Annotated in this window: 14 protein-coding genes; 4 read left to right on the top strand and 10 right to left on the bottom strand. The window is 66.2% G+C overall.

The window, feature by feature from the left end; genetic code table 11:
- Positions 1-6: 6 nt before the first annotated feature.
- The 3 genes from ACZK3J_RS14315 to ACZK3J_RS14305 form a co-directional block, all read right to left on the bottom strand.
- On the bottom strand, positions 7-405 hold the full coding sequence (locus ACZK3J_RS14315; protein WP_478475993.1) for a hypothetical protein: 399 nt from the start codon (positions 403-405) through the stop codon (positions 7-9).
- 341 nt (positions 406-746) lie between these two features.
- A complete protein-coding gene (locus ACZK3J_RS14310) occupies positions 747-2,096 on the bottom strand; it encodes a sensor histidine kinase (protein ID WP_032128607.1) in 1,350 nt (449 codons plus the stop codon).
- Entirely contained in the window at positions 2,096-2,770 is a 675-nt protein-coding gene (locus ACZK3J_RS14305; protein WP_032128606.1) for a response regulator transcription factor, read from the bottom strand. The genes ACZK3J_RS14310 and ACZK3J_RS14305 overlap by 1 nt, the downstream gene beginning before the upstream one ends.
- Before the next feature lie 209 nt (positions 2,771-2,979).
- Here ACZK3J_RS14305 and ACZK3J_RS14300 point away from each other — a divergent pair, with 209 nt between their 5' ends.
- Positions 2,980-3,261 carry a hypothetical protein gene (locus ACZK3J_RS14300; RefSeq protein WP_071227584.1) on the top strand — a complete coding sequence of 94 codons (282 nt, stop codon included), beginning with the start codon at positions 2,980-2,982 and terminating at the stop codon, positions 3,259-3,261.
- Between the two features lie 56 nt (positions 3,262-3,317).
- Here the strand turns inward: ACZK3J_RS14300 and ACZK3J_RS14295 are convergent, their stop codons facing one another.
- Positions 3,318-5,459, bottom strand: coding sequence for a TonB-dependent siderophore receptor (locus ACZK3J_RS14295; protein ID WP_478475992.1), 2,142 nt, complete (start codon positions 5,457-5,459; stop codon positions 3,318-3,320).
- Between the two features lie 73 nt (positions 5,460-5,532).
- On the bottom strand, positions 5,533-6,177 hold the full coding sequence (locus tag ACZK3J_RS14290) for a TetR/AcrR family transcriptional regulator (protein WP_478475991.1): 645 nt from the start codon (positions 6,175-6,177) through the stop codon (positions 5,533-5,535).
- Positions 6,178-6,259: 82 nt separating this feature from the next.
- Here ACZK3J_RS14290 and ACZK3J_RS14285 point away from each other — a divergent pair, with 82 nt between their 5' ends.
- On the top strand, positions 6,260-7,789 hold the full coding sequence (locus tag ACZK3J_RS14285) for an FAD-dependent monooxygenase (protein WP_478475990.1): 1,530 nt from the start codon (positions 6,260-6,262) through the stop codon (positions 7,787-7,789).
- Between the two features lie 45 nt (positions 7,790-7,834).
- Here ACZK3J_RS14285 and ACZK3J_RS14280 read toward each other — a convergent pair whose 3' ends face one another.
- The 4 genes from ACZK3J_RS14280 to ACZK3J_RS14265 form a co-directional block, all read right to left on the bottom strand.
- Positions 7,835-8,080, bottom strand: coding sequence for a hypothetical protein (locus ACZK3J_RS14280; protein ID WP_197615117.1), 246 nt, complete (start codon positions 8,078-8,080; stop codon positions 7,835-7,837).
- A 125-nt stretch (positions 8,081-8,205) separates the two neighbouring features.
- On the bottom strand, positions 8,206-8,475 hold the full coding sequence (locus ACZK3J_RS14275) for a hypothetical protein (RefSeq protein ID WP_032128601.1): 270 nt from the start codon (positions 8,473-8,475) through the stop codon (positions 8,206-8,208).
- Positions 8,476-8,578: 103 nt separating this feature from the next.
- Positions 8,579-9,055: a hypothetical protein gene (locus ACZK3J_RS14270; RefSeq protein WP_478475989.1), complete on the bottom strand. Its 477-nt coding sequence runs from the start codon at positions 9,053-9,055 to the stop codon at positions 8,579-8,581.
- 93 nt (positions 9,056-9,148) lie between these two features.
- Positions 9,149-10,387: an NADH:flavin oxidoreductase/NADH oxidase family protein gene (locus ACZK3J_RS14265; protein ID WP_032128599.1), complete on the bottom strand. Its 1,239-nt coding sequence runs from the start codon at positions 10,385-10,387 to the stop codon at positions 9,149-9,151.
- An 89-nt stretch (positions 10,388-10,476) separates the two neighbouring features.
- On the opposite strand from ACZK3J_RS14265, the gene ACZK3J_RS14260 reads away from it, so the two are divergent.
- Positions 10,477-10,956 (top strand): MerR family transcriptional regulator, encoded by a 480-nt coding sequence (locus ACZK3J_RS14260; RefSeq protein WP_478475988.1) that lies wholly within the window; start codon positions 10,477-10,479, stop codon positions 10,954-10,956.
- Between the two features lie 16 nt (positions 10,957-10,972).
- Here the strand turns inward: ACZK3J_RS14260 and ACZK3J_RS14255 are convergent, their stop codons facing one another.
- Positions 10,973-12,184 carry an MFS transporter gene (locus ACZK3J_RS14255; RefSeq protein WP_478475987.1) on the bottom strand — a complete coding sequence of 404 codons (1,212 nt, stop codon included), beginning with the start codon at positions 12,182-12,184 and terminating at the stop codon, positions 10,973-10,975.
- A gap of 235 nt (positions 12,185-12,419) precedes the next feature.
- Between ACZK3J_RS14255 and ACZK3J_RS14250 the strand changes: the two genes are divergently transcribed.
- On the top strand, positions 12,420-12,677 hold the full coding sequence (locus ACZK3J_RS14250; RefSeq protein ID WP_006374755.1) for a hypothetical protein: 258 nt from the start codon (positions 12,420-12,422) through the stop codon (positions 12,675-12,677).
- The last annotated feature ends 33 nt before the right edge of the window (positions 12,678-12,710 follow it).

The following is a 12,710-nucleotide window of genomic DNA, read 5'->3' as shown; positions in this document are numbered from 1 at the left end:
GCTGTGTCAGCGTGCGGCAGGAAGGGCGAGCAATGCTACGGCGATGAACTGCAGGGCGCTACCGAGAACCAGCAGTGCATTGCGCAGCCGGTGACCTGCCAATCGCGCAGCGAAGAGTTGGCTCACCGCGCCGGCCAACAACCAGAAGAAAGCTGGAACAGGCAGCTTCGTCATTCCTGCACCGATGGCGATCAGCAGCGCGCTGGCAATCATTATCCCAGCGGCATGATCATCCAGGACGCGCAGCAGTGGTGGCATCGGGCGGGAGGTTGCCGCGCGCCATGCCGCCAACCCATGCAGCGCGGCATGCACGGCAACGAACAGGAGCACGGCAGCGGCCGCCGCAGCGCTGGCGTGCCTATACGTTGAAGCCACCAGTGCAATGCCGGGCAGCAGCAGGAACAAGGCGCCGAACAACCGCATCAATACACCTGCGCGCTCGGTTTCGGGAACTGCCCGCAGCCAGAGCGGCCAATGTTCCAGGCCGAGTGCGCGGCCAGTGCGTGGGCGGCGATTCCATGCGGCAGCGGTAAGGCCCGGCGATTTCCGCGGTGGCACAGTGCGCGTGGAAGAGGACGGTGGAGGAGCTCCCTGGGTCACATGCAGGCTTCCTGTCAGATCGGAACGCGGTGGCACGGCAGGTGCCACACCCCGATGCTGTGCAGCGAACATTGCCGCAACCTTGCCTGTCCTCGCTACCGGCTTCGCATGGACAGGTGCCAGTTACACAGGTGCATGCGGTGTGTTCAGTGCTCCAGCGGTGGCGCGCTGGTCACGCCCGGGTGCAGTGGAAACTCAACACGGATCAATGCACCACCGCCAGGCGCATCCAGAATCGTGACGTGGCCGCCGTGGCGGTCGATCACCTGGCGCACCAGGTTCAACCCCAGGCCTGCGCCTGTCTGCCGCGGCCGCAGCCGCTGGAAGGGTTCGAAAACCCGTTCGCGCTGGTCGACCGGTATGCCAGGGCCGTCGTCCTCGACCTCCAGGCAGCTGCCCTGAACGCGCACGATGATCTGGCGTCCGCCATGTTCGGCAGCATTCAGCACCAGGTTGGAGATTACCCGCTCCACTGCGCCGGTCTCGCCGAACACCGGGAAGTGCGATTCCACCGCCACGGCTACGGTCTTGTCCGACTGGATCAACAGCGGCGCCAGATCGGCGGCCACCCGTTTGGCCACCCGCGCCAGGTTGATGGTTTCCTTCGGCCCGTCTTCGTCCATGCGGTGCAGATCCAGCAACTGCTCTGCCAGCGTCGCCAACCGTGCCACTTCCACGGCCAGGTTGCGCGAGGTGGCGTCGTCGGCCGCATCGACCTTCACCCTCAGAATCGCAATGGGGGTGCGCAGCTCATGCGCGGCGGCGGCGATGAAGCGGCGTTGCCGCTCGTGCCCCTCGTCCAGCCGCTCCAGTGCTTCATTCACCGCCGTCACCAACGGAGCGATCTCCACCGGCACCGCGGTTTCTGTCAGGCGGACACCGCGGCGACTGGCGGAGATGTTGCGGGCTTCCTGGGCGATGCGCTCCACCCCGGCCAAAGCTCGTCTTACGATGATCGGTGTCAGGACGATGGTGGCCAGGCCCAGCAGCAGGAAGATCGGCAGGGTGATGATGTGTGCCGCCAACGCCATCTGCCAGGTCAGCGTATCGGTTTCGCCGTGGGCCATGATGGTCAGCTTGCCGGCCGGCCCGCTGTGCTGGCGGACCACGACGGCCAGGCCATCGCTGCGGTCGCGCCCGCGCAGGTCGCCAAAGGGGATGCCATCCAGTGCGCCAACCAGCGAGGCATAGGCCGGCGGCACAGGCCCGAACGTAACGTGGTGGCCGTGCTCATCCTCGGCGATGAACCATGCACCGGGAACAACCTTCAGCAGTTCGGCCAGTTCCGGCGTGTTCTGCACGTAGAGGTCGCCATTGCGGTCGCGGTGCACCGCGTCGGCCGCCACCGGCGCGAAGGTCTGGATGGTGTAGTAGCCACCGCTGTCGGCACGTATCAGCACCATCAGCAGTGCGAAGAACGCCACCAGCAACGCCAGCAGCTGATAGATCAGCGTTTTGACGATCAACGGGCGCTTCAGCGAGGGACGACGCGCCATTACTTGGCTTCCCGCATCAGATAGCCGACGCCGCGGATGGCGTGTATCTCTACTCCTGCATCGGCATCGGCCAGCTTGCGGCGAAGGCGAGAGACGTGCGAGTCGAGCGTGTTGGAATGGATGCCGTCATCGAATCCATACACCGCCATTTCAATCGACTCGCGCAGCACGGTGCGCCCCAGCCGCCGGGCCAACGCGGTCAGCACACGGATCTCGCGGCGCGGCAGCTCAAGCCGTTGCCCGCCCACACTGGCTTCACCCGATGCCGGGTCGAACACCAACCGGCCGATGCTGACCAGTTCCACCTGCATGCCGCTCGGCCGGCGCCCTGCAGCGCGGATGCGGGCGAACAGTTCCTCAAGTGCGAAGGGCTTGGTCAGATAGTCGTCCGCGCCCTCATCCAGGCCGGCGATGCGGTCCGGCAGCTGCCCCAGCGCGCTCAGCACGATGATCGGCACCCCTGGGTTGCGCTCACGCAGCAGGGAAATCAATCCCAGCCCGTCACCGTCGGGCAGGGTGCGGTCCAGCAGCACCAGATCGTGCGATCCGCACAGGGCCGCTTCGCGGGCCAGTGCCAGCGTGTTGGCCAGGTCCACCACGTAGCGCTCGCGCTGCAGGGCGGATTTCAGGGTGGCGGCCAGTTCGGCTTCGTCTTCGATCAGCAGGATGTGCATCGGCAGGGCTTGGGCAGGAAGGGGCGTGGCAGGGCGGTTCGGCACGCGCCGGCACCGTATTACAGGAACATTGCGTGAACATGGCGTGCCTTCCCGATCTTCCGCACGGCTGTGGTGACGCAGGAAAAGCGCTGTCGGCGCAAGGTTCGCGCAATCCAGACACTCCAGCCTTGGCGCCCACTCGCTGCCCCCCAATCCCTGGAGTACCCATGAAGTTGTTCGTTCCGTTGTTGCTTGTGGCCGCGTTGGGTGGCTGTACCACCGCGAAGATGACCGTTACACCCGATGGCCGGCGCGGCGTCTCCATCGACTGCAGCGGCTCCAGTTCCTGGAGTGGCTGCTACGAAAAGGCCGGACAGATGTGCCCAGGCGGCTATGTAGTCTTCAGCAAGGATGGTGACGACGGCAACGCCATCGCGGTGGGCAACAAGAACGGCTTCACTTCCACCCAGATGGCCACCCGCTCGATGCTGGTGGCCTGCTCGCACTGACACCCACAGGGGAGGTGGGTTACCACCTCCCCGTCATCACCGCCCCCAGCCCTTCGTCAGAAGCTGTAAGCGGCCTGCACGTACACCCGCCGCGGCTCACCCGGGAAATGCCCGTTGCGCGCGATGAAACCGCTGGCTGCATATACCTTGTCGAACAGGTTCTTGACGTTGGCCTGGAACTGCCACTGCTTCCATGTGGTCTTCCAGCTCATGTCGAACACGGTGTAAGCCTTGACCGTCTGCCCGTCCAGACTGACGCGCTCGCCAACGTGATCCATGCCAAAGCCGATGGCGGAGTTGATCGCCGGAAGGTCATAACGCGTCCACATTCCCAGCTTGTTGCGTGGCGCATTGGCGAATCGGTCGCCGGAAGCGTTGGTGATGCCATTCGGGCCTGCATCCTTCACCCGCGCATCGTTGTAGGCGTAGGTCAGATTCAGCACCCAGCGCTCGCTGAGGTCGGCCAGCAGGTCCAGTTCCATGCCGGTACTGCGCACCAGGCCCAGCGCGGCCAACTGGTTCACGCCACCGATCACTTCGCCGGTGGCCTGCACGATGTTGCTGCGGTCGATCCGGTAGGCGGCCATGTTCAAGGTCACACGGTCGGCCAGCAGGGACTTCATGCCCACTTCCCACTGCTTGCTGCGCTCGGCATCGAACGGTCCGCCAGCGGCCGGATTCTGGTTGGCGGCACTCTGCGGCACGAAACCACTGGCCACGTTGGCGTAGACATTCAGGCCCTCGCGCACGGTGAACGTGCTGCCCAGCCGCCAGCTGAGGTCGTTGCCGTCCACACTGCTGCCGGCAATGCGGTCGTCGTCCTTGAAGCCATCCCAGCGCAGCCCGGCCAGCACATGCCAGCGTGTGCCCAGTGCCAGCTCGTCCTGCAGATAGCCGCCATAGCGCTTGCTGCGGGTGGACGTGCTGCGCCAGGGCAGGGCCACCAGGTTGTAGTCGTGCCAGGTACTGGCGCCGTACACGGGATTGAACAGGTCGATGCCGCGCACCGGCCCCGCACCACGGGCAAGGTCGGCGCTGTTGGCGGTCTGTGCAGTGAAATCCGCATCCAGCTGGTACACATCGGCACCGAACAACACCTTGTGCTCAACTGTGCCGGTGGTCACCCGCCAGACTGCATTGCCGTTGGCAGTGAATGCTTCGTTGTCGCGGATCTGGTTGCGCAGCTGGCGGGTCATCCACTCGGCCACGCCATCGCGGTCACGATCGATCAGGCCCATCGGCTCGTGGTACATCTGGTGCTCGTTGTTGCTGAACCAGCGAGCGGCGAAGTCCACATCCAGATTGTCGCGTGGTGCGAAGCGGTACTGCGCCAGCGCCACTTTGGCGCGCATGTCGAGGAAGTCGCTGGCCTCGTTGTGGTTCCAGCGGCGGTCGGTCAGGAAGGTGCCCGCATCATTCACCGGCACGCCGCGCAGGCGGTTGCCGCCGAGGTTCTGGGTGATGTCGGTGAACTGCAGCACCAGCTCGCCGGTCCGGCCGACATCGAAGGCCAGCGAGGCGTCGCCGATCACGCTTTCGCTGTCGGTGTTCCAGCGCACGCCCTGCTCGGTGTCGGCATACAGGCCGGCGCGATAGCGCACACTGCCAGCGGCATTCAATGGACCCGTGCCTTCGATCGAGCCGGCGCGGAAATCCCGGTTGCCCATCTGCACTTCGATGCGGCGCTCAGCGGCCGCCCTGGGCTTGCGCGTGACGTAGTTGATGACGCCGCCGGCGTCGCCACCACCGTAGAGTGCGCCGGCCGGCCCCTTCAGCACTTCCACGCGTTCGATGTTGAACAGCTGCGGGACCGAGAAACCTGCATACGGGTCGCCGCGCAGGCCGTCATACAGCACGTTCTCCTGGCGGAAGCCGCGCAGGGTCACCCCGGCATAGCTGAAGTAGCTGATGCCGCTGATGCTGCGATAGAGGTCGGTCACCTGACGCGCGGCCTGATCGTCGATCAGTTCACGCGGGATGACCTGGATCGATTGTGGGACCAGCTCCAGCGGTGTATCCGTGCGGGTGCCGACCGCAGCATCGTCCACCCGGTACAGGGTCTGTGCACGTCCGCGAACTTCGACCTTGTCCAGGTCCTTTGGCGCGGCAGTGGAGGGCTCGACAGCATGGGCAAGGGTTGCCAGGGGCAGGGTCAGTGCCAGGCACAAGGCGCGTTGCAGGGGCGTTGGAAAAGGCATCGGGAGAGGGGGCGTGTCTGCAAATGAGAAAGATTAGCATTTGCAACACTTCGTGACCTATCCCCCGAATGCGTTATGGACGCGCGCCGGGGTCCGTGTACGGGGTGCCCGCCAAGGCCACCAGTACCCCGGTGGCGCCGCGCACGATCAGCTGCAGCATGGCCTCACGCGGGTCCTCGCCCTGCAGTTGGCTTGCCAATCCCTTCTCATAGGCCGCCACCATCGACGCCAGCAGCATGGCCGCGCCCAATCGCGCTTCGGCGTCATGTTCTGGCCGGCCGGCAGCGTCGGCCATCAATCGCGCCAGGTCGTCAGTCAACTGCGTCTGGAGCCGTCGCGCGTGCGCGACCAGTACCGGGCTCTCCGCCACGGTGCCCCAGAAGGCGGCAGCGCCGGCATTGATGCGCAGCAGCGGATGGCCAGCCTCCAGCAATTCGCGCACCAGTGACTGGAAGGCCGCCAGCGGGGTCATGCCGCTGCGCGCCATCATGCCCTCGCGCAGCAGCATGCGCGCCTCCTCATCGCGATCGAACACCAGGTCTTCCTTGCTGGCGAAGTAGTTGAAGACCGTCTTGCGTGAGACGCCCGCGGCTTCGGCGATTTCGGACATGGAGACGGCCTCGAAGCCACGCCGGATGATCAGCTCGGTGGCGACGTCCGAAATCGCTTGTCGGGTCTCGGCCTTGCGTTGTTCGCGACGACCTGGAGGCGGGGTCATGGGCGGTTCACTTGTGGAAACGTACACCGAGTGTAACATTTGACCCGCCAGAGCGCCGACCCGGCGCTCACAAGGATTCCCCATGCTGTACGACGTCGTCATTGCCGGTGCTGGCCCGGTGGGCCTGTTCCTGTCCTGTGAACTGGCCCAGGCCGGGTGTTCAGTGCTGGTGCTGGAACAGGCCAGGTCCGCCGGTTCGCCGTTGAAGCGCTTGCCATTGGGGCTCCGCGGCTTGAACGCCCCTACGCTGGAGGCATTGGATCGGCGCGGCCTGTTGGACGCGGTCGCCGCGACACAGGTGCTCAAGCCCGAGAAGGGGGCGCCGCCGCCCGGCACCGCCCATTGGCTCGCTCAGCCGCGGGCGCTGGGCGGCCACTTCGCCGGAATACCGTTTGCCTTGGACGACGTCGACCGCACGCGCTGGACCTGGCGCCTGCCGTCGCCGGTGGGCACCCAGATGGCGGTGGAGCTGCAGGCCCTGGAAACGGTGTTGGCCGAACGTGCGACCACGCTGGGCGTGCGCATCGAACGCGGGCGTGCGGTACAGGCGGTGCGCGCCGGTGCAACCGAAGTGGAGATCGAGACTGCTGACGGGGCGGTACGTGGTCGCTGGCTGGTAGGTTGCGATGGAGGCCGCAGCACCGTGCGCAAGCAATGCGGTTTCAGTTTCATCGGCACGGATCCCGAATTCACCGGTCATTCGCTGCAGGTCGATCTGGAAGATCCCGGCGTGCTGACCCCGGGCCGTCAGTACACCGCGCAGGGCATGTGCAATTTCAATCCACCCGGTGTGCTCGCGCTTGCCGATTTCGATGGCGGTGCCGGGCATCGAAAACCTCTCGCGCTGGATGAAGCGCAATCGCTGCTGCGACGTGTGTCTGCCCGCGACGTGACCATCACCGCGCTGCATCTGCACAGCACCTGGACCGATGGTGCGCGCCAGGCCAGCGCCTATCGCAACGGCCGCGTGCTGCTGGCAGGCGACGCTGCACACGTGCATTCCCCGTTGGGAGGGCAGGGCCTGAATCTGGGCATCGGCGATGCGATGAACCTGGGCTGGAAACTGGCCAGCGTGATACGCGGTGACGCTGACGTGGCGCTGCTGGACAGCTATCACGCGGAACGGCATCCAATTGGCGCCAACGTACTGGACTGGTCGCGCGCGCAGGTTGCGCTGATGCGTCCTGGAGCCGGTTCGCGCGCGTTGGCGGCGGTCATGGCCGATCTGGCCGGCACCCGCGATGGCGCCACCTATCTGGCCGAACGGGTCTGGGGTGTGTCGCAACAGCTCAATCCGGGCGATGGCCATCCATTGGCCGGTCGCAGCGTGCCGGACTTCCTGCTGGCCGATGGCCGCCGCATGGGAGAGATGCTGAGGACGGGGCAGGGGGTGTTGCTTGTGCTCGATGAGAACGGCGCTTCGTACAACCCCGTCGACCGTTGGCGACAGCCGTTCACCCGCATTGCCTCGCCGGTGGACGATGCGCTCGGCCTGGGGGCGGTACTGGTGAGGCCCGATGGAATTGTCGCGTGGGCCTGCGATGCGGGAGGTGATCAGGCAGGGTTGCGCCAAGCGTTGCAGCGCGGGTTCGGACTGCCGGAGGCCGACTGACGTACAGGGCGGAGGCGCAGCCGATGTGGGCTGCGCCGGGTGCGGTTACAGATCCTTCTTCTTGCCGCTCAGGTCGATCGGCCTGTCACTGCCCTTGCGCTCGCTCGACCACACTTCCATGCTCTTGTTGCAGCGGCTCTCGCGGGCAGCCACTTCGCGCGGCAGGTCCTTCAGATGCGGCGACTCCTGGCAGGCCTGATGCATGTTGCTGTCGTCATAGGTTGCACAGGCGCTGAGCGAGGCCAGAGTGATGGCGGCGAGGGTGGTGCGGAGCAGGGGCTGCAGGTTCATGGGAGGGTCTCGGGTGGTGCCGGGCTGGCCATGGAATTCAAATCCGTGACACCGGGCGCAGACAATCCGACCAATCACACTTGTTAATCTATAACAGATGCGCGATAGTCCGGCGCCTGCTGCTGTCAGGCGACGCAGATCATCAGCATCATGCTCAGCGCCAGCATCAGCACGAATACGCGCCGGCTGAGCGCAAGGCAGGCCAGGCAGGCGGCCAGTGCCCAGGCAGCCAGCAGCGCGCAGGCCAGCAGCCACAGCCCGATCACCATCAAAGAGCCACTCGCCAGCGCTGACAGTGCGATCGCCTTGAACAGCGTCACGCCCAGCACACTGCCGAGCACGCCAGCCTGCAGAGCGATGGCATCGTGACGGGCAGGGGCGGGCGGGTGGCGCATGTCGGCGGCGTTCGTTTGCTGCAAGGGAGGCGCAGCCACTGTGCCCGATCACATATCCACGCCATGTGTTTTTTGCGCACGCGATGCAGGGCCTACGCAGGCCTCAGTCGAACTCACCCTCGGCCGATTCCAGCCGTTGCCGGTAGGCAGCGCGGTGCTGATACAGGCGCTGGCATTCGGCCGACCTGTGGATGCGGCTGCCGGGTTCGTTGGCTACCGAGTCGCACATCCGCGCAATATGATTGTTCTCTGCCAGCTCGGTGACGAAGAACACGGCGGTGATGCCGGTACCGAGCAGCACCACGTAGAGCAGGCGGCTGAGCCAGCGTGACAGCTTGCGCTCGAAGTGCTGCTGGAGGGTCAGGTCGAAGCGGATGATGCTGAGCACGATCCAGATGATCGCGACCAGGAAGCAGAGCGTGGGCAACAGGCCGCGCCAGAGCCCGGCCTCGTAGACCGATTCGTTGTAATGGACGGCAGCCCCGGCACCGGCGATGGCGATGGCAAGTGCCCAGTTGCGGCCCAGCGAGAGCAGGTCATCGAGCAGCTTCTCGCGGTTCCTGGTTGATCCTGCTGCCACGTGGGTTCCATCTCCATGCTGCGACCGGCGACGGACTGCCGCCGGCCCTGCAGATGGTGGAGCATCGCTGCGGCGATGAGAAGACCGCGCGGCTCAATGTGCGATGGCGCGGGCGCTGATCCAGCGCCGGTAGCGGCGGGTCCGACACTTTGCGGCCGCCTGTGCCAGCAGCAGTGCCCACGCCGGTGAAACCGTGGGTGCGGTGGGGCGGCGCCGGCTCAACCGGCCCAGCTGATACTTCACTGCCGCCATGTGCGCGCTGGCCGCCAGCGGCTTGCTGCGCCAGTTGATGTTGCGCAGCGTCGGCACCGGGTCGCGGCCCTGCTGCCAGTGCTGTGGCAGATCCGGCTCGATCGCCAGTGCGGTGGCGATGCCGACCATGGCCACGCCGCTGGCCAGCACCTGTTCTGCCACTTCGCGGCGGCGGATGCCACCGGTGACCATCAACGGCATCGTTGCCACCGTGGCGATCTCGCGTGCGAATTCGAGGAAGTACGCTTCGCGGGCCACGCTGCGATCGTCGCGTGCGGCGCCGGTCATGGCCGGTGCTTCATAGCTGCCGCCGGACAGTTCGACCAGATCCACGCCGAGGGGGGCCAGCATCTCCACCACGGCGCGTGCATCCTCGGGCGAGAAACCGCCGCGCTGGAAATCGGCGGAGTTGAGCTTCACCGCCACCACGAATGTGGGTGCCACCGCCGCGCGTACACCCTGCACGATCTCCAGCAGCAGGCGCGCACGGTTTTCCAGGCTGCCGCCCCACTGGTCCTCCCGCCGGTTCGACAGCGGTGACAGGAACTGGCTGAGCAGGTAGCCGTGCGCGGCATGGATCTCCACGCCACTGAAACCGGCGCGCTCGGCCAGTTCGGCACTGCGGATGAAGCGCGCGATCACCGAGTCGATGTCGTCCTCGGTCATCGCCTTCGGCGGTGCGAACTGCTTGGACAGCGCGCCCATCTGCAATGCAACGGCCGACGGCGCGAGCGCGGGTTGACCGAGTGCGGCCGGCATCTGCCGCCCCGGGTGATTGATCTGCATCCACATCTGCGCACCCCGCGAGCGGGCAGTGTCTGCCCAGGCAGTGAAGCGGTCGAGGTGGCGGTCATCCTCCAGTACCACGCCGCCGGGCCCAGTCATGGCGCGCCCATCGACCATCACGTTGCCGGTGATGATCAGTCCGGCGCCGCCGTCGGCCCAGCGCTGGTACAACTGCAGCAGCGCTTCGGAGGGAGCGTGGTCGGCGTCGGCCATGTTTTCCTCCATCGCCGCCTTGGCGATGCGGTTGCGGATGACGGCACCGGAGGGTAGTGCCAGGGGCGAGAACAGCGACATCGGACAGCTCCAGGACAGGGGAATGGGGCTACGCTAACCTTCAAGTTTGATTGAAGGTCAACAGGCTTCCATGTCGAGGATTCAGGCAGATGAAGATCGGTGAGCTGGCCCGCCGCACGGGCCTGGCAGCGTCGCGCATCCGCTTCTACGAAGAGGCCGGGTTGCTCGTGGTCCAGCGCCAGGCCAACGGCTACCGCGATTATCCGGAGCAGGCGGTGCTGCTGCTGGAACTGATCACCGGTGCGCAGCGCGCCGGTTTCAGCCTGGAAGAGATCCGCGCGCTGTTGCCGCCGGACATGGGCCAATGGCAGCACGAGGCACTGATCACGATGCTGCAGCAGAAGGTGGCCGACATCGAAGCGCTGCAGTTGCGCCTGTCAGAGAGCCGTGCGCACCTGCTGGCCCTGATCGAAGATATCCAGGCGCGGCCGGAGGGCATCGATTGCGCGGCCAATTCGCAGCGGGTGCTGGACCGGGTGAAGCGTGGTGAGCTGGCGCGGCCGACCCTGGCGGCCGGCGATACCGCGTTGCTGCGGCCGGATCGCCGCCGCCGCACGGGCAGCGACTGACGATCCGGCGCGATGTTCAGAGGCTGCCGGCGACGGCGCTCTTGCGCTTCTTGTCCAGCATCACTGCCACGCACCACAGCAGCAGGCCGCCGATGGCGGTGGCCGCGCCCACATAGCCGGTGCTGGCCGGACTGAAGCCGGCGCTGATCGCCATGCCACCCAGCCACGGGCCGAGCGCGTTGGCGGTATTGAAGGCGGCATGGTTGGAGGCGGCAGCCAGGGTCTGTGCTTCGCCGGCCACGTCCATCAGGCGGGTCTGCAGCACCGCAGCCAGCGCACCCATGGTGCCGACGGTGATGATCATCGGGCCGATGGTCCACACCGATTGCGCGGCCAGCGGATACAGCAGTAGCATCACGATCGACCACAGCAGCACCACCGCGGCGGCCTTGAAGTGGAACTTGTCCACCAGCCAGCCACCGGCGATGTTGCCGATGATCGCGCCGATGCCGAACACGCCCACCGCCAACGGCATCCACGATTCGGCCACGCCGGTGACCTGCACCAGGGTCGGCGCCAGGTAGGTGAACACGCAGAACATGCCGGCGAAACCGACCGCGCCGATCGCCAGCGCCAGCCACACCTGGGTGGTGTTGAAGGCACGCAGTTCGCGCATCGGCGAGGTGCGCACCTCGTCCGGGTCCGGCAGAAGGAAGCGCGCGATCATCGCCACGGTGGCGATGGCCAGCAGGCTGACCAGGGCGAAGGCGGTGCGCCAGCTCAGCTGCTGGCCCAGCCAGGTGGTCAGCGGGTTGCCGACCAGGATCGCGATCGACAGGCCCAGCAGTACGCGCGACATCGCCTGGCCGCGCTGGCCGGCCGGGCTGATTGCCGCCGCCACCAACATCGCCACCCCGAAGTAGGCGCCATGCGGCAGGCCGGCGACAAAACGCGCGATCAGCATCGTGCCGTAGTTCGGTGCCAGTGCGCTGGCCAGGTTGCCGACAGCATAGAAGCCCATCAGTGCCAGCAGCAGCTTGCGGCGCGGGAAGCTGGCGCCGACGAAGGCGAGGATCGGCGCACCGACGACCACGCCGATGGCATAGGCGCTGATCAGGTGGCCGACCTGGGTTTCGGAGATCGACAGGCCACGGCTGATCTCCAGCATCAGGCCCATGCTGGCGAACTCGCTGGTACCGATGGCGAAGCCGCCCAGGGACAGGGCAAGGATGATCAGGGTGCGCTGACGGGGCGTCAGCCGCGCAGCCAGGGAAGAGTTGGGGCTCATGCGGGGGCGCGATGGGGGCGGGGAGCCGTGCATTGTACTGCTGCACCGCAACAGCAGCAGCCATGCTGAGGGTAAATCAGCGTTTGATCCGTGGGGTTGCGGCAAGCCGGGCACGGGCTCGGTACGAAAGCAGGTTCGGCGCATTGTTGTCGGCGTCCTGCATGTAATGACGACATGGACGTCGGCATGATGCGAAACACAGGGGCTGCGGAGTGCTGGAACAAGGAGGATGTCGATGCAGGAATTCAGGCATGTGCTGGAGACGCGCGGCCGCTATCAGCTGGTAGCGGTGTCCTACGCGCCGGTGTACGCTCCGGGCGATGTGGTCGGCCATGCGGTCGTCGCCGACGATGGGGATCGTCTGACCGACCTGATGTCGCTGGCCGAAGCGCGCCAACGCCTGCAGGCACTGGTGCGTGAAGAGGGCGAAGAGCCCGGGCTGGAGAACGAAAACCACCTGCGGAAGAAGGCGTCGCGCTGGCGCCGCCGCTAGGCCGTCGCGCCCTTGTGCGCATCATGGAGGATC

It is taken from the genome of Stenotrophomonas sp. 86428_Sma (assembly GCF_056481585.1).
The sequence above is the reverse complement of the archived record's forward strand: the minus strand, read 5'-3'. Positions and strand labels throughout refer to the sequence as shown.

Coding starts and splice junctions, on each gene's coding strand:
- ACZK3J_RS14295 (WP_478475992.1), bottom strand. CDS start 5,459: ATGCCTTTTCCAACGCCCCTGCAACGCGCCTTGTGCCTGGCACTGACC.
- ACZK3J_RS14250 (WP_006374755.1), top strand. CDS start 12,420: ATGCAGGAATTCAGGCATGTGCTGGAGACGCGCGGCCGCTATCAGCTG.
- ACZK3J_RS14280 (WP_197615117.1), bottom strand. CDS start 8,080: ATGAACCTGCAGCCCCTGCTCCGCACCACCCTCGCCGCCATCACTCTG.
- ACZK3J_RS14290 (WP_478475991.1), bottom strand. CDS start 6,177: ATGACCCCGCCTCCAGGTCGTCGCGAACAACGCAAGGCCGAGACCCGA.
- ACZK3J_RS14260 (WP_478475988.1), top strand. CDS start 10,477: ATGAAGATCGGTGAGCTGGCCCGCCGCACGGGCCTGGCAGCGTCGCGC.
- ACZK3J_RS14275 (WP_032128601.1), bottom strand. CDS start 8,475: ATGCGCCACCCGCCCGCCCCTGCCCGTCACGATGCCATCGCTCTGCAG.
- ACZK3J_RS14285 (WP_478475990.1), top strand. CDS start 6,260: ATGCTGTACGACGTCGTCATTGCCGGTGCTGGCCCGGTGGGCCTGTTC.
- ACZK3J_RS14265 (WP_032128599.1), bottom strand. CDS start 10,387: ATGTCGCTGTTCTCGCCCCTGGCACTACCCTCCGGTGCCGTCATCCGC.
- ACZK3J_RS14305 (WP_032128606.1), bottom strand. CDS start 2,770: ATGCACATCCTGCTGATCGAAGACGAAGCCGAACTGGCCGCCACCCTG.
- ACZK3J_RS14310 (WP_032128607.1), bottom strand. CDS start 2,096: ATGGCGCGTCGTCCCTCGCTGAAGCGCCCGTTGATCGTCAAAACGCTG.
- ACZK3J_RS14255 (WP_478475987.1), bottom strand. CDS start 12,184: ATGAGCCCCAACTCTTCCCTGGCTGCGCGGCTGACGCCCCGTCAGCGC.
- ACZK3J_RS14300 (WP_071227584.1), top strand. CDS start 2,980: ATGAAGTTGTTCGTTCCGTTGTTGCTTGTGGCCGCGTTGGGTGGCTGT.